Origin of the sequence: Methylobacterium sp. Leaf94 (assembly GCF_001426045.1) — a bacterium.
Lineage (GTDB): Bacteria > Pseudomonadota > Alphaproteobacteria > Rhizobiales > Beijerinckiaceae > Methylobacterium.
Genome location: NZ_LMRM01000045.1, coordinates 130,936 through 149,982, shown reverse-complemented (window position 1 = coordinate 149,982; position 19,047 = coordinate 130,936). Strand labels below are relative to the sequence as shown.

Below are 19,047 nucleotides of genomic sequence, written 5' to 3'. Positions count from 1 at the left end.
GCGGCCATCCGGTCTAGCTTCATGCAGGGTATGGGCTTTCGGACCGGCCCGGGGAGTGACACGAACATGTGGGCTGGGTCTTCGGTCGCCGTCGTCGGCGCAGGGTTGGGCGGCTTGGCGGCTGCCTGCGTGAGCGCCGCGCGCGGCCACACCGTCACGCTCTACGACAAGAACGACTGGCTCGGGGGCAAGGCCGCGGTCCTGCGCGAGGGCGGTTTCCGCTTCGACATGGGGCCGACCATCCTCACGGTGCCCAAAGTGCTGGAGCGCATCTTCCAGGAGGCCGGGCGCGACATCCACGACTACCTGGACCTGCGCCGCCTCGATCCGCAGTGGCGCTGCTTCTTCGACGACGACACCCAGCTCGACCTCATGGCCGACGTACCCACCATGGCCGCCGACATGGAGCGCTTCGCGCCCAACACCGGCGCGGGCGAGGGCTACAAGAAGTTCCTCGAGATCTCCGAGCACCTGCACGACGTCTCGAACAAGTTCTTCTTTTGGAAGCCGGTCGAGGATTTGTTCGACACGATCAACATCCGCGCCAACATGAATCCCGGCACCCTGCGCGACGTGCTGTCCCTGCGCATGGGCTCGTCGGTCGCCGGCACCATCCGCTCGAAGGTGAAGGATGCGCGCCTCGCGCAGATGCTCGACCACTTCGTCCAGTATGTCGGCTCCTCGCCCTACGGCGCGCCCGCCGTGCTCTGCGCCATCGCCCACATGCAGACCGCCGAGGGCGTCTGGTACCCGATGGGCGGCACCCGCGCCGTGGCCGAGGCCCTGACCAAGCTCGCCTCCGAACTCGGCGCCACCCTGCGGCCCGGCGACGAGGTCACCGGCCTCGCCATCGAGCAGGGCGCGGTCAAGGGCGTGCGGACCGCCTCCGGCGTCACCCCGTTCGACGCCGTGATCTCGAACATGGATTCGGTACGCACCTACCGGGAACTCGTCGGCGGCGACGTCGGCAAATCCTACGAGAAGAAAAGCTTCGAGCCGGCCTGCTCCGGTGTCGTCCTCTATCTCGGGCTGAACAAGCGCTACGAGCACCTGAATCACCACGACTTCGTCTTCTCCCGCGACCCCGAGGAGGAGTTCGACTACATCTACCGCAAGGGCGAGCCGGCCCCGGACCCGACCGCCTACCTCGCTGCCCCATCCTCCACCGACCCGTCGGTGGCGCCCGAGGGCGGCGAGGCGCTCTACGTCCTCGTGCACACGCCGTATCTGCGCCCGCACCACGACTGGTCGAAGATGTTCCCGGCCTATCGGCAAGTCATCCTCGACAAGCTCAAGCGCACCGGCAACATGCCCGACCTTGAGGAGCGCATCGTCGTCGAGCGCCACCTGACGCCGCAGGACATTCACGAGCGCTACAAGGTGCTCAACGGCGCAATCTACGGCCTGGCCTCGCACGGCAAGTTCATGGGCGCCTTCAAGCCGGGCAACCGCTCCCGGCAGGTCCGCGGCCTCTACCTCGCCGGCGGTGCGGCCCATCCGGGTCCGGGCATGCCGATGGTGATGATGTCGGGCTGGATCGCGGCGGATGCCCTCGACACCGATGCCCGGGGAGAGGAGCGCGCCAGCGCCTGAAGGCCCCACGCATGTCCCGCGAGGACGGCCCCGCCCGATCGCCCGCCCTGTGGCGGTTCATGGTCGGGTATTTCGACCGCTACGTCCGACGCCACCTCAACGCCCTGCGGCTCGCCCGCTGGGGCGTGCCGGCCTGCGCCGACCATCCCGGGCCGGTGGTGGTCTACTGCAACCATCCGGCCTGGTGGGACGCCGCCGTGGTCATCCTCCTGGCCGGACGGCTGTTTCCCCGCCGCGAGAGCTATGCGCCCTTTGACGCGCGGATGCTGGAGAAGTACGCAGTCTTCGCCCGCATGGGGGCCTTCGCGGTGGACCTCGACTCGGCCCGCGGCGCCGCCCAGTTCCTGAAGGCGACGCGGCGCATCCTGGGGGCGCCGAACCGGATGATCTGGATCACCGCCCAGGGGCGCTTCCAGGACGTCCGCGCCCGGCCTCTGGGCCTGCGCGCCGGCGTCGGCCGCCTGCCCGAGATCGCACCCGACGCCCTGTTCGTACCGCTGGCCCTCGAATACGCGTTCTGGGAGGAGCGCGGTGGCGAGGCCTTCGCGGCCTTCGGGGCGCCGATCCCCGGAGCCGAGCTGCTCGCCCTGTCCCGGGCCGAGCGCCTCGCCCGGATGGAGGCGGACCTGACCGCTACCCTCGACCGGCTCAGCGCCGACGTGGTCGCGCGCGAGGCCGGACGCTTCACGCCGCTCGCGTCCGGTGCCAAGGGGATCGGCGGGATCTACGATCTCTGGCGGCGCCTCGGGGCCGTCGTCACGGGCCGGCGCTTCGAGCCGGCCCACCGCCAGAAGGGAGATCCGGTTCCGTGATGCTCGGTTTCGCGATCCTGGCCCTGGCCTGTGCGCTGCTGCCCGCCCTGGTCGCCTGGGTGAACCTCTCGATTCTGCGCACCCCCGAGCCGGATCTCGACGTCCGGGCCCGGGTCTCGGTGCTGATCCCGGCCCGCAACGAGGCCGCGGTGATCGCCGCCACCGTGCGGGCCGCCCTGTCGAGCGCCGGTGTCGCCCTGGAGGTGCTCGTCGGCGACGACCATTCCACCGACGACACCGCCGCCATCGTGGCCGCCATCGCCGCCGAAGACCCGCGCTTGCGCCTCGTCGCGATCCCGCCCCTGCCCGAGGGCTGGACGGGGAAGAACCACGCCTGCGCACGGCTGGCGGAGGCCGCGACCGGGACGCATCTCCTCTTCGTCGATGCCGATGTGAGCCTGGCGCCCGCGGCGGCGGCGGCCCTCGCCGCCCATGCGCGCCGGACCGAGAGCGCCCTGGTGAGCGGCGTGCCGCGCCAGTTGATGGGCTCGCTGGGCGAGCGCCTGACGGTGCCGATGATCAACTTCCTGCTCCTCGGCTACCTGCCGATGGCGATGATGCGGGCCTCCCCGCGCCCCAGCCTCGGGGCCGCCTGCGGCCAGCTCATTCTCGTCGGTCGCGAGGCCTACGCGGCCACCGGCGGGCACGGCGCCGTGCGCACCAGCCTGCACGACGGGGTCGTACTGCCGCGACGCTTCCGGCAGGCCGGCTACCGGACCGACCTCGTCGCCGGGCACGCCCTGGCGACCTGCCGGATGTACCGCGGCTTCGCCCAGAGCTGGGCCGGCTTCTCGAAGAACGCCCACGAGGGCATGGCGACCCCGCGGGCCCTGCCGGTCTGGACCCTGCTCCTGGTCGGCGGGCACGTCCTGCCCTGGCTCCTCCTCTTGGCGGCCCTGGCCGGCCTTGAATCCGGCCACGCCGCGTTCCTGGCCTTCGCCGCCGCCCTCGTCTCCCTGGCGACCCGGGCGGCGATCACCCTGGTCACCCGCGAGCCCCTGGGGACGGTTCTGCTCCACCCGGCGACGGTCCTCGTCGCCCTGGCGATCCAGTGGACCGCCCTCCTGCGGCGCAAGGGCAGCGGCACGCCTCTGTGGAAGGGCCGGAGCTACCCGATCGGCGGCCCTTGAGTCTCCGCCGCGATCCAGGCCGCGGTCTCGGGATCGGCCCCCGCCACCGGCAGGTGCAGGATGATCGGCGTCTCGTAGGGGTGGCGGGCCTTCAGGGCGGCGCCGAGGGCCTCGGCGAGGCCCTCGCGGCTCTTCAGGATCGCGACGACCTCCGAGCCCTGCTCCACCGCGCCCTTCCAGGCGTAGACGGAGAGCATCCCCGGCAGGACGTTGATGCAGGCCGCGAGGCGCAGACGCACCAGCGCCTCTCCGACGGTCAGGGCGGTGCCGGTATCCGGGAAGGTGGTGTAGACGAGAAGCGGCCGCTCCATGCTATGGGTCTCCGACCAGGGTTCCGCCGCTCCACCGGCGGGAGCGGGCCGGCGGGACTGCCGGCAGGACTGGGAACGGGACGCTGGAGCGAAGGCTCCGCGTCGGCAAGGTGGTCGGCAAGGCGGATGTGAGCCCATGGCCCGGCGTTTCGAACGGCTTGCCTTCGTCGCAAGTCCCACGGAGGACGCCCGCCAGGCGGCCGCGACCCTGATGCGGCGCTACGACCACGTGCCGCCCGACGAGGCCGACGTGGTGGTGGCGCTCGGCGGCGACGGGCTGATGCTCCAGACCCTGCACCGCTTCATGCATGCCGGCACGCCGATCTACGGCATGAACCGCGGCACCGTCGGCTTCCTCATGAACGAGTTCCGCGAGGACGGGCTGATCGAGCGCCTGGAGAACACCAAGCGCAGCATCATCCACCCGCTGATGATGGAGGCCGTGGACACGGAGGGGCGCCGGCACCAGGCCCGCGCCCTGAACGAGGTCTACATGCTGCGCCAGACGCACCAGACCGCCAAGCTGCGGATCTCGATCGACGGTCATGTCCGCCTGCCGGAGCTCATCGCCGACGGCGTGCTCGCGGCGACCCCGGCGGGGTCCACCGCCTACAACCTGTCGGTGGGCGGCCCGATCCTGCCCCTCAACGCCCGGCTCCTGGCCCTGACGCCGATCTCGGCCTTCCGGCCCCGGCGCTGGCACGGGGCCCTGCTGCCGGACTACGCCCGCATTCTCATCGAGGTGCTCGACGCCGCGCACCGCCCGGTGGCGGCGGTGGCCGACCACACCGAGTTTCGGCGGGTCTGCACGGTGGAGACCTGGCTCGACCACGCCACCAACCTGACCCTGCTGCACGATCCCGGCCACAGCCTCGACGAGCGCATCCTGCGCGAGCAGTTCGGCTGATCGCCCCTCACGCGGCGAGGCGCGCCCGGTCCTCGCGGTAGCTGGCGATCAGCGCCTCGGGGATCGCGTCGAGCACGACCTCGGTGGCGAGGGCACGGCGCCGGGCGCGGCTGCCCTCGAACTCGGCGAGCAGCGCGTCGGAGAGTCCGTCGAGGATCAGGCCCACCGGGTCGGTGCGCCCCTTCTCGACGTCGGCTGGCGCCTCGGCCGGCACGACGGCCCGGATCGCCACGACAGGGGCGACGTCCGATTCCACCGGCGCATCCGAGGTCGGCAGGTCCGCGACGACGGGCGGCGCCTCCGCAGCGGAGTCGACGGCCACCGGCGCGGTCTCTTCCTGGATCGCTTCCGAGGTTCCTTCCAAAGCCGCGCGCGCGATCGCCGCGACGGTCTCGGCGACCGGTTCGGGGGCTGCGGCGCCCGGTGCGGCCTCCAGGGCCTGTGGGGCGTCCCAGTCGGCCAGAACCTGGCGCTGGGCCTCGCGCCATTCGGCGTCGAGGATCTCGCGCTCGATCCGCAGGATCTCGCTGCGCTCGGCCTCGGCGGCGAGTTCGCGGGCGAGCACCCGGGCCTCGTCGCGGGCGGCCTCCGCCTCGAAGCGGGACAGGAGCGCCATGACGCTCTGCGCCTCCGCGAAGGGCATCGTCTCGCAGGCGGTCAGCGCCCGCTCGATCATCAGGCGCGAAAGGCCCGCCCCGGCGCTGGCGATGGCGCCCTGCCCCGCCTCGCGCCAGGCCGACAGCGCGGCGCTGAAGGCCGGCAGCAGCACCGGTGGAAGGCCGGCCTTGCGGTGCAGGGCCGCGAAGGCGGCGGTGGAGGCATCGTGCATCAGCCCGGCCACCCGGCGGACGGGGAGGCCGGCGAGGTCGGCCAGGGCCATCTCGGCGAAGGCCATGTTGCCGGACAGGATCGCCCGCAGCAGCAAGCCGGCATTGAGCTGGCCGCAGGCCTTCAGGTGGGCGACGAGCCGGGCGAGGTCGACGGGATGGGCCTCGGCGCAGAAGGCCAGGGTCGTGCGCTCCTGCGCCTCGCGGCTGGCGCGCGCGCTGCGGGCCGGGGTGAGCCAGCCGGAGGACACCGCGAAGGCGGAGAGGGATTCGGCGAGGCGCGTGGTCACGCTCTGGCGCACTTCGAGGGGCAGGTAGGGCCGGGCCAGGACCGCCTCGCGCAGGGCGGCCACGTCGCCGTGGCGCTCCACCATCCGCATCAGGCTGCCGGTGGTGATGTGGGCACTGCGGTTGCGGGCGAGCACGACCAGGGCCTCGGGCTCGGCGATCTCGGCGAGCGCCCCGGCGACGGCCGGCGACAGGTCGAGCCGGCCCGCGATGGCGCGGCGGGCGGCGAGGCACCCGATGGCGACGCCGTCGACGAGGTCGGCGTCGCTCAGCACGGGCGAGCGGGCCAGCACCAGGGTGGCGATCTCGGCCTGGTCGCCCGCCAGCGCCACGATCAGGGGACGGGGGGCGTTCGCGCAGGCGGCGCAGGCCTCCGCCAGGGCTCGGCGCACCAGGCTGGAGGGGTCGTCCAGGAGGGCGAGGAGCGCGGCCTCCGCCTCCCAGGCCACGTCCTCGCCGAGACCGTCGTAGAGGTAGGCCCGGGCCAGCGCACCCGCGGCCTCCGCCCGTCGCGCCGCGGAGGTGTGCTGCGTCCAGGCGAGGAACTGGCGGATGATCATGAGCCGCTCCGGATCGTGAAGAGGGACAGGTCGAGGGGGGCGCCGGGGCGGGGCGACTGGCCGGAGGCGCCGAACTCCGCCGGACGGCGCGGCGGTAGGGGGGCTCCCACCAGGGCCGCGGAGGCGGCCGGCACGGGGTTGGCGGCAATCGCCGGCGCGGCGACGGGGGGCGCGCCCCCGGTCACGCTCTCGGTGCCGTCCGAGCGCGGGAAATAGGTCGGCGCCGCGCGAGCCGGCTCCGGCCGAACCGCATCGGTCCCGCCGCTGCGCCCCTGCCAAAGGCGGGCGACCCCGGCCGAGACGCCGCCCTGCTGGCGCGGATCCGTCTGGAACATCGAGCGCAGGCCGCCCTCGTTGAGGGAGGCGTAGGCGGTGGTGCCCTCGGGCAGGCTGATCGTGGCGGCGGGGGTGGCCGGCGCCGCGCCCGTGCGGGCCGCGGCGAGGTGGGCGTAGAGCTCGGCCGCGCCGCGGGGGCGCCCGGTCCTGTCGTAGAACAGGCCACGATTGGCGGCCGCCGCCTCCGGCATGTCAAGGGCGGCGGCCCGGGCCGGGCTCGCCTGGGCGGTGGCGATGAGGGCGGCGGCGCCGCGCGCGCCGAGGACGTGGGCGGCGTAGAGGTCGCCGCCGGTGGGCTCGCGCCCGAGGGCGCCGGTCAGGGCTTCCCGGTTCTGCTCGGTCAGGGCCCCCGCCAGGGTGGCGGCGATCCGCGGATCGCGGCGCAGGTCGAGGATGGTCTGCTTGGCCGCCGGATCGCTCACCGCGTAGGTGCCGTCGGCGCTCTTGGTGATCGCGTCCGCGTAGGTCCCGAGGCCGAGGCGGGGACCGGCGGTCTTCAGGGTGCCGAGCCACGTCTGCTCGATGAACTGGAACAGGCCGGTGGCCGAGGAGGTACCCGCCTTGGCGGAGGGGTCGAGGGCGGATTCGCGCTGGGCCGTGGCCAGGAGATAGTCGAAGCCCGCGCCGGAGGTCTGTGCCCCGTCGCGGATCGCCTCGATGACCCCGCTCGACGCCCCCGTGCGCCCGGCGGCGGCGTCGCGCGTGCCCAGGTCCCGGCTGACGCCGGGATCGCGGGCAGTGGCGGGGGGCGTGGTGAAGAGGAACATGGCCGTCCGGCTGGGGGCGGACCCAGGCGCCGCCCCAACGGCAACTTTGTTCTCCCTATGGTAAAGGAAGATTGAAGAGCCGGCTCGCGCACGATGCCCGATTTCAGGATTGGCCCCCGCCGGACTGGTCTTCACCCGCGAAGGCCAAGTCCTCGTCCGCCCAGCCGGTCAGGCCGCCGAGCATGAGCTTGACCAGACGCCCGAGCTCGGCGAGCCGCAGGGCCGCCCGGTCGGCTCCGTTGCAGTGGGGCCCGGCGCAGTAGACCACGAACAGCGTGTCGGCGGGCCAGGCGGCGAGGCGCTCGGCCGTGATCAGCCGGTGCGGCAGGTGCACGGCGCCGGGGAGGTCACGGCGCCGGGGAGGTCACGGCGCCGGAACGCCGCCGCCGAGCCGACGGCGTGCAGCAGCACGAAGTCGGGCGGGCCGGCCTCCAGGGCCGCCGCCACGTCGGCGCAATCGGTCTCCAACTCCAGGCGACGCCGGAAGTGATCGCGGGCGATGGCGGGCGGACAGGCGGGCATGGCGGTCACGGGGCTCATTGGGGTTCTCCGTCGCAGGGGACGGCAGACCTAGCAGCAGGCGCGCCCCTTGGCGGCGGCTCGGATTGCCGGTTAGCGTCGCGATCATGCCAAAATCGCAGGCGCGCCTGTCCCCCGCCGACCGTCTCGTGGTGGTGCTGGCCTATGACGGCCTCTGCACCTTCGAGTTCGGCGTCGCCGTGGAGATCTTCGGCCTGCCCCGTCCCGAGATGGGGCCGGACTGGTACCGCTTCGCCGTGGCCGGGCTCGATCCCGGGCCCATGCGGGCCGAGGGCGGCGTGCGCCTCCTCGCCGATGGCGGGCTCGATCTCCTGGAGCGTGCCGGCACCATCGTGGTGCCAAGCTGGCGGGGTGCGGACGAGCCGGTCCCCGAAGCCCTCTCCACCGCCCTGCGGGCGGCCGCGGCCCGCGGGGTGCGCATCCTGTCGATCTGCTCCGGGGTCTTCGTGCTCGCGGCGGCGGGCCTGCTCGAGGGGCGCCGCGCCACCACCCATTGGCGCCATGCCGAGGCCCTGGCCGCACGCCATCCCGGCATCCGCTTCACCCCCGACGTGCTCTACGTGGACGAGGGCGCGATCCTGACCTCCGCCGGCTCGGCCGCCGGGATCGACCTCTGCCTGCACCTCGTGCGCCGCGATTTCGGGCCGGCCGCCGCCAATGCCGTCGCCCGGCGCCTCGTCGTGCCGCCCCACCGGGACGGCGGCCAGGCCCAGGTGGTCGCGGGTGCGGTGCCGACGCTCCACGAGGCGGCGCGGATCGGGCCGCTGCTCGATGCCATGCGGGCGGCGCCGGCCCGGGACTGGCCGGTCGCCCATCTGGCAGACCGTGCGGGCATGAGTCCTCGAACGCTCCTGCGTCGCTTTTCCGCCGCCACCGGCACGACGCCGGCCCGTTGGCTCCTCGATCTGCGCCTCGCCCGGGCCCGTGACCTGCTGGAGCAGGCGGACCAACCGCTCCAGGCCGTCGCCGAGGCGGCGGGCTTCGCCACCGCAGCGACCCTGCGCCAGCAGTTCCGCCGGCGTTACGCGGTGACGCCCGCGGCCTACCGGGCCACCGCGCGCCCGCGACCTTGATGCCGCGCCGCCGACCGATGGCCCGCCAACGAAAAAGCGCCCCGGAGGGCGCTGGGTGGGATCTGGAAGGATTGGGAATTTGGAGCGGGCGAAGGGATTCGAACCCTCGACCCCAACCTTGGCAAGGTTGTGCTCTACCCCTGAGCTACACCCGCTCACACCCGTCGTGGCGAAGGAGACCCTCGCGCCGGACGGTTCGTCGTATCAACGAAGCAAAAAGCCACTTCCAGCGGCTGTCGCTCCGGTCGTCTCGTTCGGTTAATTGGAGCGGGCGAAGGGATTCGAACCCTCGACCCCAACCTTGGCAAGGTTGTGCTCTACCCCTGAGCTACACCCGCTCACAACCGCGCCGCTGGTGGGAAAGACCCGCCGGCGGCCCCGGACGGCGTCTCTAAACACCATTCCGTCGGGCGTTGCAAGCGCTGAATCCCGGCGCTCGCCCCGCGGGCCGTTTGCCGGCATCGCACCGCCCTTCAGGGCTGCCACTGCGCGGGTGGGGGCAGGCCCTCGCGGATTTCGCGCAGGCGCGCGCGGGTGGCGGCGGTGGTCTCGGCCGGGAGCGCATCGAGGGGGAAGAAGCCGCAGGCGGCGATCTCGCGGTCGGGCTGTTTCGGCGCCCGCACGGCGAAGGCGGCGGCCACGTAGAGGGCGACGTGGTCGCGCCCGGCCCCCGTGCGGCTGTGATAGAAGCCGTGCAGCCGCAGAGGATGCCCGGGATCGACGACGATCTCGGCCTCCTCGCGGAACTCCCGGACCATGGCCGTCACCGCGCTCTCGCCGGCCTCGATGCCGCCGCCGGGCAGGTGCCAGCCCGACACGTAGGTGTGGCGGACGAGGCAGACCCGGCCTTCGGCGTCGATGGCGACGCCGCGAACACCCAGGGTCATGCCGCGCGTCGCCAGGGCGCCGTAGTGGATCAGGCGCCGCATCCAGGGGCGTTGCAGGAGCATGCGGCTCAGACGACGCGCAGGCGGATGGCGCCGAGGCCCTCGATGGCGGCCGTCATCGTCTCGCCGCGCCGGACGGCGCCGACGCCCGACGGGGTGCCGGTGAAGATGAGGTCGCCCGGGTGCAGCTCGAAGTAGGTCGAGAGCAGCGCGACCTGCTCCTGCGTCGACCAGATCATCTCGGAGAGGTCGCCGCGCTGGCGCTCGCCCGCGTCCACCGCCAGCGTGATGGCGCCTCGCGCGGGATGGCCGATGGCCGAGGCCGGGTGCAGCGGTCCGATCGGCGCCGAGGCATCGGCGGACTTGGCGAGGTCCCAGGGGCGCGCCAGGCGCTTGGCCTCGTCCTGGACGTCGCGCCGGGTCATGTCGAGCCCGACGGCGTAGCCGTAGACGTGGTCGAGGGCGGAAGCCTCCGGGATGTCTCGGCCGCCCAGCCCGAGGGCCGCCACCATCTCCACCTCGAAGTGGTAGTTCTCGGTGCGCGGCGGATAGGGGTGGTCCACCGGATCGTCCCCCGTGACGATCTGCAGGGCATCGGCGGGCTTCATGAAGAAGAACGGCGGCTCGCGGTTGGGGTCCTTGCCCATCTCGCGGGCGTGGGCGGCGTAGTTGCGACCGACGCAGTAGACCCGCCGCACGGGAAACAGGTCGTCGCTGCCGACGATCGGAAGGGCGATGCGGGGCGGGTTCGGGATCACGGACAGCATGGGTCTCCAACCTCTTCTCTCGGCGGATGTGGCGCGGCGCCCGGTCGCTCGCCCTGCACAGGACGCCGCGTCATCCCTATCATAGGCAGCGGGCCCGGCCGCGCCATCCTGCCGCGAGCCGAGGCCTGCCGTTGCGAGTTCCGTGGTGACCGACCCCTCCCGCCTGCTGGCGCACCTCGCCGCGCATCTCGGCGCCGCCCACGTCCTCACCGACCCGGCCGACCTCGCGCCCCACCTCGCCGAGACCCGCGAGCTGCGGCGTGGGCAAGCCCTGGCGCTGGTGCGGCCCGCCGACACCGCCGAGGTCGCCGGCGTGGTCCGTGCCTGCGCCGAGGCCGGGGTGCCGGTGGTGGCCCAGGGGGGCAACACCGGCCATGTCGGCGGCGGCCTGCCGCAGGGGGGCATCGTGCTGTCGATGGCACGCCTGACGCGCCTGCGGGCGATCGACCCCGTCAATGCCAGCATCACCGTGGAAGCCGGCATGGTGCTGGCCGACGTCCAGGCTGCCGCCGAGGCCGCCGGCCTGCTGTTCCCGCTCTCGCTGGCCTCCGAGGGGTCCTGCCGCATCGGCGGCAATCTCTCCACCAATGCGGGCGGGACCGCCGTGCTCGCCTACGGCAACGCCCGCGACCTCGTCCTCGGGCTCGAGGTGGTGCTGGCCGATGGCCGGGTCTGGAACGGGCTGAAGGGCCTGCGCAAGGACAATGCCGGCTACGACCTCAAGCACCTGTTCCTCGGCTCGGAGGGAACGCTCGGGCTGATCACCGCCGCGGTGCTGAAGCTCTTTCCCCGGCCGACCTCCCGCGCCGTGGCCTTCGTCGGCCTCGCCTCGGCCGAGGCCGCCCTGGCGCTGTTCCGGCGCTTGCGGGCGGAGGCCGGCCCGACCCTGACCGCTTTCGAGTACATCGCCCCCTTCGGGCTGGAGATCGTCCTGCGCCACCGGGCCGGGGCCCGTCGGCCCCTGGCCGGGGCGCACGGGGCCTACGCGCTGGTGGAGCTCTCCACCACCCGACCCGGCGAGGACGCGGCGACCCTGATGGAGATGCTGCTCGCCCGGGCGCAGGACGCGGGGCTCCTCGAAGATGCGGCCTTGGCGGCGAGCGAGGCGCAGGCGAACGCCTTCTGGGATCTGCGCGAGAGCCTCTCCGAGGTCCAGAAGGCGGAGGGCGGCTCGATCAAGCACGACGTTTCGGTGCCGCTCTCCCGCCTGCCCGAGTTTCTCGCGCGGGCGACGCGGGCCTGCGAGGCGGCGATGCCCGGTCTGCGCGTCTGCGCCTTCGGGCACTTCGGTGACGGCAACATCCACTTCAACCTCAGCCAGCCCGTGGGCATGGACCGCGCCGCGTTCCTCGCCGCCTGGGAGCGCTTCAACCGGATCGTCCACGACATCGTCGCCGGGCTCGGCGGCTCCATCGCGGCCGAGCACGGCGTCGGCCTCCTGAAGCGCGACGAACTGGCGCGCTACGCCGACCCGGTGGCCCTCGACCTGATGCGCAGCCTCAAGGCCGCCCTGGATCCGGCAAACATCCTCAACCCGGGCAAGGTTCTGCCCGACCGCCGGGCCGGCGAGGGGGCGTCATTCGGCTTTTTCGAAGGCTCAACAAAAATTTAGGCGGAACCGGACCGGGCCCGTCCGGATTGCTGTTGTGCGGCGCACAAAGACTTGCCAGATTGTCGACGGCAATGCGCCATAAATCGGCTCCGCTGCGGGCGGAGGAGGTTGCACGACAACGGCGCACGGCTGGTTGCAGTGCGGTGGGTTAGGCCGGTCTTAACCCTTCCGCCCTCTCTTGGACGAGAGAACAGATCAGACGTCGCGATCGAAGACCGAGCAGGAGATACGTTCGATGCCGACTTCCCAGGCGAGAGTCCCGACGGCCGAGGCGAGCCGCTACCTCAAGCAGCTCTGCCGTCACTGGAGTCACAAGTTCCCAGTGGAAGCCACCGAGGAGGCCGGCCGGGTGCCCTTCGGCGAGGACCGCGTCTGCACCTTCGAGGCCGGCCCCGACGCCCTGCTGATGCGGGTCGCGACGCCCGATCCGGCCGCCCTGACGCGCCTGGAGAACGTGGTCTCCGACCATCTCCTGCGCTTCGCCTTCCGCGAGAACCTCGGCGAGATCACCTGGTCTCGCGCCGCTTGAACCCACGCCGTGGCCGGCCCGCCCGGCCTGCGTCCACCGAGGGTTGACCTGCCGTCCCGGGACCTGATCTTGAGCGCACAGCGCTGAAGGCAGCATCGGGAGACAGGCATGGACGGGATCGCGCAGACAACCGCTGGCTCCACACCGACCGGGGCCGCGTCGTCGCACGGGGCACGGCATGCCGAGCGCCTGGAGCGCCTGGCCGAGGTCGCCGTGAAGGTCGGCCTGGGTCTCCGGCCCGGCCAGGAACTCGTGATCACCGCGCCGCTCGAGACGGTGCCGCTGGCCCGCCTCATCACCGAACAGGCCTACAAGGCCGGCGCTTCCCTGGTCACCACCTTCTACACGGACGATGCCGCCACCCTGGCGCGCTTCGCCCACGCCCCCGAGGCGGCCTTCGACACCGCAGCCGGCTGGCTCTACAGCGGCATGGCCGAGGCCTACCGCAACGGCGCGGCCCGCCTCGCCATCGCGGGCGACGATCCCTCCCTCCTGGCCGGCCAGGACTCGGCCAAGGTGGCCCGTGCCAACCAGGCCCGGTCGAAGGCCTACGTGCCCGCCCTGGAGCTCATCGCCAACTTCTCCACCAACTGGACCATCGTCTCGGCGGCGACGACGCCCTGGGCCCGCACGGTGTTCCCCGACCTACCGGAGGCCGAGGCCGTGTCCCGCCTCTGGGACGCGATCTTCGCGGCCTCGCGGGTGGATGGCCCCGACCCGGTGGCGGCCTGGGAGGCGCACAACGCCGCCCTTCACGCCCGGATGAACGCGCTCAACGCCCACCGCTTCGCGGCCCTCCGCTTCTTCGGACCCGGCACCGACCTCACGGTGGGCCTCGCCGACGACCACGAATGGTGCGGCGGCGCCTCGGCCTCCCGCAGCGGCATCGTCTGCAACGCCAACATCCCCACCGAGGAGGTGTTCACCACCCCGCACAAGGACCGGGTCGACGGCACCGTCACCAGCACCAAGCCGCTCTCCTACCAGGGCACGCTGATCGACGGGATCCAAGTGCGCTTCGAGGGCGGCCGCATCGTCGAGGCCACCGCCCGAACCGGCGGCGACGTGCTCGCCAAGGTGCTGGAGACCGACGCGGGCGCGCGCCGCCTCGGCGAGGTCGCCCTGGTGCCAGCCTCCTCGGCGATCTCCGCCTCGGGACTCCTGTTCTACAACACCCTCTACGACGAGAACGCGGCGAGCCACATCGCCCTGGGACAGGCCTACAGCAAGTGCTTCCGCAACGGCGGCGCGGAGTTCAGCGCGGACGACCTCGCGGCCCGCGGCGCCAACCGCAGCCTGATCCACATCGACTGGATGATCGGCTCCGACCGGATCGACGTCGACGGACTCTCCGCCGAGGGCCGGGCGGTTCCGGTGATGCGCGCCGGCGAGTGGGTCGACTGACGCCCTCCCGGCGGCGTCGCCCGCCCGCCTGATCCGACACGCCATCCGTCCGCGTGGGCCCTCTTCCGTGTGAAGGCGCACGCGATTGACGGCTCTCGAATTGACGTGGGCAAATTTCCCACGCATGGTCCGGACGTGGTCGCACCGGCCACGGACTTTCGAACGGATGTCCGTACAGACTTGCCGTCGCCTTCGGAGGGGGGCGGCAGGATCAGGCGACCGCCGGATCCCCGCGCTCCCGTGTCTGCCGGCGCACGGATGCGGTGATCGGGCCGGCCTCGTCGCGGTGACGCCCGGGCGCCCGCGGGTTTCCGCGCCGGGTGTCCGGCACCAGTCTGCGGGTTGGAACCGTCGTTCGGGTTCGCCATCTCCCGAGGGAGACAACGAGGATCTCATGACCAAGCCCCTTCTCCTGGCCGGCCCGATGGCTGTCCTGCTCGCCGGAGCGGCCTCTGCCGCCGACCTTCCGCGCCGCGCCGCGCCGCCGGTCTTCACCACGGTTCCGGTCTTCAGCTGGACCGGGTTCTATGCGGGTCTCAACGCCGGCTACGGCTTCGATGCCAACAGCAGCCGCGGCGCCACCGTGATCGGTACCACCGCCGCCTCCGGCGTCGTCGCCAACGGCGCCGATCCGGGCCTCGTGGCCTTCAGCAACCGCAACGCCAACAACGGCTTCACCGGGGGCGGCCAGATCGGCTACAACTATCAGTTCACGCCCGGCTCCGGCGTGGTGGTCGGCGTCGAGGCGGATGCGCAGTATCTCGGCTTCGGCACCAACCGCAACACGGCGTCCTTCGTCGGCACGCCCAACGCGGACCTGACCTTCGTCAACCCGAACGGCCTGTCGAACCTCGACTACTTCGGCACCGTGCGGGGCCGCCTCGGCTACGCCTTCGACCGGACCCTGGTCTACGGCACCGGCGGCTTCGCCTATGGCGGCGGGGGCGGCTCCAGCTTCGGCCTGCCCAGCAGCAGCACCGATACGTTCCGCACCGGCTGGGCCGCGGGCGGCGGCATCGAGTACGCCCTGCCCTCCGACTCGTTCCTGAACTTCTTCAAGTCCTCCGCCGTGACCGTAAAAATCGAGGGCCTCTATGTCAGCCTCGACCGGAACAGCACCAACGGCGTGTTCGCCTATTCGAACTCGACGGGCGCCCAGTACAGCGTTTCCGGCACGGGTTATGCAGCCGCGACGGGCTATACCAGCCGCCGCTCCGACGAGTTCGCCGTCGTCCGCGCCGGCCTGAACTACAAGTTCGGGACGTACTGACCCGTCGCCGGACCCGCTTTTGGCCCGAGCCTCCCCAGCCCGATCAGACTGGCCGCTCGGTCAAACGGCGCCCCGGGAGCGATCCCGGGGCGCTGTCGGAAGCCAGGTGCCTTTCAGAAGCCAGGCGCCTTGGCGGCGCCGAGGATGCGGGCGGGGCGGCCCTCGTTGCCCCCCTGGAGCACGACGACGTAGGAATCGGCATCGGCGACTTGGGCCGCGTGGCGCGGCACCTCGAAATGGGCCGCATGACCCGTCCAGGGGCCGATCCGGTGCATCCCGCGCACGACGTTGATGTAGTCGAACACCTGTCCCTTGTTCTCGCCGCCGCCGATGGCGATGCGCCGCCGCCGCATCACCGGCAGCAGCCAGAGCTCGGCCTTGGTGTCCGGTCCCGTGCTCGCGCCGACATCGACGCAGATGCGGTCGCCCTCTTCCCAGCTGCGGACCGGCACCTGGATGGGGCTGGTCGCCCGGGCCCGGCGCAGGGCCCGTTCCAGGGAGTTGCGATCCGAACGGATCATCGAGGGCTCGCCGTTGACGATGGCCTGCGGCGTGAAGACCTGTCGCTCGCCGCGTAGAGAGGCGTAGGCCCGCTGCCGCGCCGTGAAGGCGGGCTGGGCATAGGCGTCTTTCCAGCCGAGATAGTCCCAGTAGGTGATCGGGAAGGTCAGGGCGATCACGCCGGGCTCCCGGGCGAACTCCCCGAGCACCCGCGAGGCCGGCTGACAGGAGGCGCAGCCCTGGCTCGTGTAGAGCTCGATCACCACCGGGGTGCGCTCGCCCGCCAGGGCCTGGGTCGCACCCGCCACCAGGGCACCGGCGGCGACCAGGAGGGCGAGGCGCAGGCCGACGGTTCGGCGCGGAAGGGACGTGGCGGCGCGGCTCATGGGATCAGGATACCGTCGCCGGGCCATTCCCCGTCATCACGGTCGCTCGATCCTCCGGCGCGCCGGCCGGGGCCGTCGTGCCCGAAGCCGGATCCTGAGCGGGTTTGGGCTTCGGCAGCATCGCGGGACGCCAGCGCCGGTGCATCCAGAGCCATTGACCGGGATTCTCGCGGATCCAGCCCTCGATCACCCGAGTCATCGCCTGCATCGCCCCCTGCACGTCGATGGCGCCCGAGGCGTCGCGCGGCAGGTCGACGGGGGGCGTCAGTTCAAGATGGAAGCGCGTCCCGTCGCGGCGGACCACCCGCGCGCCGTGGACGGGACATTCGTAGTGGCGGGCGAGCTTGCCCAGGAGCGGATTGACCAGCACCGGCTTGCCGAAGAACTCCACCACCACCCCCCGGGTGAAGTGCTGGTCGATGAGCTGGCCGAGATGGCCGCCGCGCTCCACCACACCCTGCATGGCGAAGACCGCGCCCTGCCCGGCCGCCGCCAGGCCTCCCATGGTCTGGCGGCGGACCTCCTGGACCAGGCGCGCGGAGGCCGCGTCGTTGGGGGGACGGAAGATCGCGGTGGCGTCGAGGCCGAACTGGGCCGCGCAGATCGCCGGCAATTCCCAGTTCGCCAAGTGGGCGGAGAAGATCAGGCCCGGTTTGCCGTCGTCGCGCAGGTCGGCGAAATGCGTCTCGCCCGCCACCGTGATCCGCCCGCCCGCCGCGAGATCCGCCGGATCGAGATCGAACAGCGTGTGGAGATGGGCGTATTCCGCACCCGTCCGGCCGAGATTGTCCCAGGCCTCCCGGGCGAGGGCGCGGATCGCGGCCTCGTCCCGCTCGGGGAAGGCCGCGCGCAGATTGGCCGTCGCGATCCGGTGGGGCGGCAGGAAGGGACCGACCGTCCGGGCGACCCAGCCGCCAACCCGGCTCGCGCGCTCGGCCCCGAGGAGGCGCGCCAGCCAGAACAGCCCCCGGATCAGGGGAATCATGGCGAGGCCGGCCAGCCGCGGCAGGTTACGCTTCAGGACGAGGGCAAGGCGAAGCAAAACGAATCCCGTGACGCGGGGCGTTCCGGCGACGACCCTGGCCCCTGGCATAATTCATTTTAGCCCGGGAGGGCACCCGTGCGGCCTGCAACTCAGAGCGTCACGAGGATCTTGCCGAAGACCTTCCGGGATTCCAGGCGCTCCAGCCCCTTCGCGAAATCGGCCAGGGGCAGGACCGTGTCCACCACGGGGGTGATGCCGTCCGCCATCTTGGCCATGGCGTCGCGGATATTGGCCATCGAGCAGCCGAACGAGCCGGTGATGCGGTACTGCTGTTGGAATAGCTGCATCAGGTTCATGCTGGTCGAGACGCCCGAGGTGGAGCCGCAGGTGACGAGCCGTCCCCCGCGCTTGAGGCAGAGGAGCGAGCCGTTCCAGGTGTCGGGGCCGACATGTTCGAAGACCACGTCGACGCCCTTGCGCTTGGTCAGGCGGCGGACCTCGCCCTCGAAGCGCTCCTCGCGGTAGTTGATGACGTGGTCGGCGCCGAGCGCCTTGGCCTTCTCGCCCTTGGCGTCGTCGCCCACGGTGGTGAAGACCGTGCAGCCGATGGCCTTGGCCATCTTGATCGCCGCCGTGCCGATGCCGGACCCGCCGGCATGGACGAGGATGCTCTCGCCCGGCTCCAGGCGGGCATTGTCGAACAGCATGTGCTGCACGGTGCCGAAGGCCACCGGGGCGCAGGCCGCATCGGTGAAGCTGACGCCGTCCGGCATCTTGATGACGAGGCGCGCCGGCATGGTCACCCGCTCGCGGGCGAAGCCGTCGATGTGGAAGCCCATCACGCCGGAGACATCCTCGCAGAGGTTGTCGCGGCCTTCCCGGCAGGCCTTGCACCGGCCGCAGGTCCGGGCGCCGTACATCGCCACCCGGTCGCCCGCGGCCAGACCCGTGACGCCCTCCCCGACGCAGACGATCTCGCCCGAGGCCTCGGCCCCGACCGCCAGGGGCAGCTTGCGCTTGGCGAAGGCCATGCCGCGGAAGCCCCAGACGTCGATGAAGTTCAGGCCCACCGCGCGCACGCGGATCTGGACCTCGCCGGGGCCGGGGGGCGCGGGCTCCGCGACGTCCTCGAGGCGCAGGTCGCGGTCACCGTGGAGCTGGAGGGATTGCATGGAGTTCGCTTCCGTTCGCGGGGCGCCGCGGATGCCCCCGCAGGGGCTGGGCGTTCATGCGTCTCTCGCTAGCCTCCGCGGGTCGAGGCATCAACCCGCCGGGCCGGCCTCACTCCGGCGACAGGTAGCGCCGCCGGGCCCAGCCGAGGATCGGGCCGGCCTTGACCCGGCACCAGGTCAGTCCGCTCGGGGTTTCGGCGGTGCAGCCGAAGCCGCGCAGGCGGGCGCCCAGCGGGGCCTGGCCGAGGGCGGGCGCGGCGGCATCCGGCGTCTCGCGGATGCTCAGGGTCTCGCCGCGCGGGAGCCCGTCGACCCGGAACGCGTCGGCCGCGGCGGCGGGACCGGCGGCGAGGAGCAGGAGGACCAGCGCGGCGGGGATCGGGGACATGC

At 72.3% G+C, this 19,047-nt stretch carries 20 protein-coding genes and 2 tRNA genes; 9 read left to right on the top strand and 13 right to left on the bottom strand.

All coding sequences use genetic code 11. The annotated features are described in order from the left end of the window. Positions 1–66 precede the first annotated feature (66 nt). Genes ASG63_RS19230 through ASG63_RS19220 form a run of 3 tightly spaced genes read left to right on the top strand, consistent with a single transcriptional unit; the run spans position 67 to position 3,535 of the window. A complete protein-coding gene (locus tag ASG63_RS19230) occupies positions 67–1,593 on the top strand; it encodes a phytoene desaturase family protein (protein WP_056220224.1) in 1,527 nt (508 codons plus the stop codon). An 11-nt stretch (positions 1,594–1,604) separates the two neighbouring features. Then, positions 1,605–2,405, top strand: coding sequence for a lysophospholipid acyltransferase family protein (locus ASG63_RS19225; protein WP_056220219.1), 801 nt, complete (start codon positions 1,605–1,607; stop codon positions 2,403–2,405). Then, on the top strand, positions 2,405–3,535 hold the full coding sequence (locus tag ASG63_RS19220; protein WP_056220215.1) for a glycosyltransferase: 1,131 nt from the start codon (positions 2,405–2,407) through the stop codon (positions 3,533–3,535). Before ASG63_RS19225 ends, ASG63_RS19220 begins: the two co-directional genes overlap by 1 nt. Here ASG63_RS19220 and cutA read toward each other — a convergent pair. After that, positions 3,514–3,846 carry a divalent-cation tolerance protein CutA gene (cutA, locus tag ASG63_RS19215; RefSeq protein WP_056220212.1) on the bottom strand — a complete coding sequence of 111 codons (333 nt, stop codon included), beginning with the start codon at positions 3,844–3,846 and terminating at the stop codon, positions 3,514–3,516. The two genes, ASG63_RS19220 and cutA, sit on opposite strands and share 22 nt — an antisense overlap. 136 nt (positions 3,847–3,982) lie before the next feature. Here cutA and ASG63_RS19210 point away from each other — a divergent pair, with 136 nt between their 5' ends. Beyond that, on the top strand, positions 3,983–4,753 hold the full coding sequence (locus tag ASG63_RS19210; RefSeq protein ID WP_056220208.1) for an NAD kinase: 771 nt from the start codon (positions 3,983–3,985) through the stop codon (positions 4,751–4,753). Positions 4,754–4,760: 7 nt separating this feature from the next. Here the strand turns inward: ASG63_RS19210 and ASG63_RS19205 are convergent, their stop codons facing one another. The 4 genes from ASG63_RS19205 to ASG63_RS27125 form a co-directional block, all read right to left on the bottom strand. Next, positions 4,761–6,428 carry a DUF2336 domain-containing protein gene (locus tag ASG63_RS19205; RefSeq protein WP_056220205.1) on the bottom strand — a complete coding sequence of 556 codons (1,668 nt, stop codon included), beginning with the start codon at positions 6,426–6,428 and terminating at the stop codon, positions 4,761–4,763. Then, complete coding sequence (locus tag ASG63_RS19200; protein WP_056220202.1) at positions 6,425–7,531, bottom strand: hypothetical protein; 1,107 nt, start codon at positions 7,529–7,531, stop codon at positions 6,425–6,427. Before ASG63_RS19200 ends, ASG63_RS19205 begins: the two co-directional genes overlap by 4 nt. Positions 7,532–7,634: 103 nt before the next feature. After that, positions 7,635–7,865, bottom strand: coding sequence for a hypothetical protein (locus tag ASG63_RS27130; RefSeq protein WP_443189815.1), 231 nt, complete (start codon positions 7,863–7,865; stop codon positions 7,635–7,637). Continuing rightward, on the bottom strand, positions 7,844–8,071 hold the full coding sequence (locus ASG63_RS27125) for a hypothetical protein (protein WP_443189814.1): 228 nt from the start codon (positions 8,069–8,071) through the stop codon (positions 7,844–7,846). Before ASG63_RS27125 ends, ASG63_RS27130 begins: the two co-directional genes overlap by 22 nt. Before the next feature lie 86 nt (positions 8,072–8,157). On the opposite strand from ASG63_RS27125, the gene ftrA reads away from it, so the two are divergent. After that, positions 8,158–9,144, top strand: a complete 987-nt coding sequence (ftrA, locus tag ASG63_RS19190; protein WP_056220198.1) for a transcriptional regulator FtrA — start codon at positions 8,158–8,160, stop codon at positions 9,142–9,144. 80 nt (positions 9,145–9,224) lie between these two features. Here the strand turns inward: ftrA and ASG63_RS19185 are convergent. From ASG63_RS19185 to ASG63_RS19170, 4 genes are all read right to left on the bottom strand, one after another. Further along, positions 9,225–9,299, bottom strand: a tRNA-Gly gene (locus tag ASG63_RS19185). Positions 9,300–9,407: 108 nt separating this feature from the next. Then, positions 9,408–9,482 (bottom strand) — tRNA-Gly (locus tag ASG63_RS19180). Between the two features lie 135 nt (positions 9,483–9,617). Further along, positions 9,618–10,094, bottom strand: a complete 477-nt coding sequence (locus ASG63_RS19175) for an NUDIX domain-containing protein (RefSeq protein WP_056220193.1) — start codon at positions 10,092–10,094, stop codon at positions 9,618–9,620. Between the two features lie 5 nt (positions 10,095–10,099). After that, the gene (locus ASG63_RS19170) at positions 10,100–10,798 is read right to left on the bottom strand and encodes a fumarylacetoacetate hydrolase family protein (RefSeq protein ID WP_056220190.1); all 699 of its coding nucleotides are present in this window, start codon (positions 10,796–10,798) and stop codon (positions 10,100–10,102) included. 145 nt (positions 10,799–10,943) lie between these two features. Between ASG63_RS19170 and ASG63_RS19165 the strand changes: the two genes are divergently transcribed. The 4 genes from ASG63_RS19165 to ASG63_RS19150 all read left to right on the top strand — a co-directional run bounded on the left by ASG63_RS19165 (position 10,944) and on the right by ASG63_RS19150 (position 15,613). Then, the gene (locus ASG63_RS19165) at positions 10,944–12,410 is read left to right on the top strand and encodes an FAD-binding oxidoreductase (protein WP_056220459.1); all 1,467 of its coding nucleotides are present in this window, start codon (positions 10,944–10,946) and stop codon (positions 12,408–12,410) included. Positions 12,411–12,645: 235 nt separating this feature from the next. Continuing rightward, complete coding sequence (locus ASG63_RS19160) at positions 12,646–12,939, top strand: DUF2218 domain-containing protein (protein ID WP_056220187.1); 294 nt, start codon at positions 12,646–12,648, stop codon at positions 12,937–12,939. 108 nt (positions 12,940–13,047) lie between these two features. Continuing rightward, a complete protein-coding gene (locus tag ASG63_RS19155) occupies positions 13,048–14,343 on the top strand; it encodes an aminopeptidase (protein ID WP_082486901.1) in 1,296 nt (431 codons plus the stop codon). Positions 14,344–14,737: 394 nt separating this feature from the next. Beyond that, the gene (locus ASG63_RS19150) at positions 14,738–15,613 is read left to right on the top strand and encodes an outer membrane protein (RefSeq protein WP_056220183.1); all 876 of its coding nucleotides are present in this window, start codon (positions 14,738–14,740) and stop codon (positions 15,611–15,613) included. Between the two features lie 113 nt (positions 15,614–15,726). Here the strand turns inward: ASG63_RS19150 and ASG63_RS19145 are convergent, their stop codons facing one another. From ASG63_RS19145 to ASG63_RS19130, 4 genes are all read right to left on the bottom strand, one after another. Next, positions 15,727–16,500, bottom strand: a complete 774-nt coding sequence (locus ASG63_RS19145) for a DUF1223 domain-containing protein (protein ID WP_082559402.1) — start codon at positions 16,498–16,500, stop codon at positions 15,727–15,729. A gap of 4 nt (positions 16,501–16,504) precedes the next feature. After that, entirely contained in the window at positions 16,505–17,542 is a 1,038-nt protein-coding gene (locus tag ASG63_RS19140; RefSeq protein WP_056220180.1) for a lipid A biosynthesis lauroyl acyltransferase, read from the bottom strand. A gap of 92 nt (positions 17,543–17,634) precedes the next feature. Next, positions 17,635–18,657 carry a zinc-binding dehydrogenase gene (locus tag ASG63_RS19135; RefSeq protein ID WP_056220177.1) on the bottom strand — a complete coding sequence of 341 codons (1,023 nt, stop codon included), beginning with the start codon at positions 18,655–18,657 and terminating at the stop codon, positions 17,635–17,637. Positions 18,658–18,766: 109 nt separating this feature from the next. After that, positions 18,767–19,045 carry an SH3 domain-containing protein gene (locus ASG63_RS19130; RefSeq protein ID WP_056220174.1) on the bottom strand — a complete coding sequence of 93 codons (279 nt, stop codon included), beginning with the start codon at positions 19,043–19,045 and terminating at the stop codon, positions 18,767–18,769. Positions 19,046–19,047 lie beyond the last annotated feature (2 nt).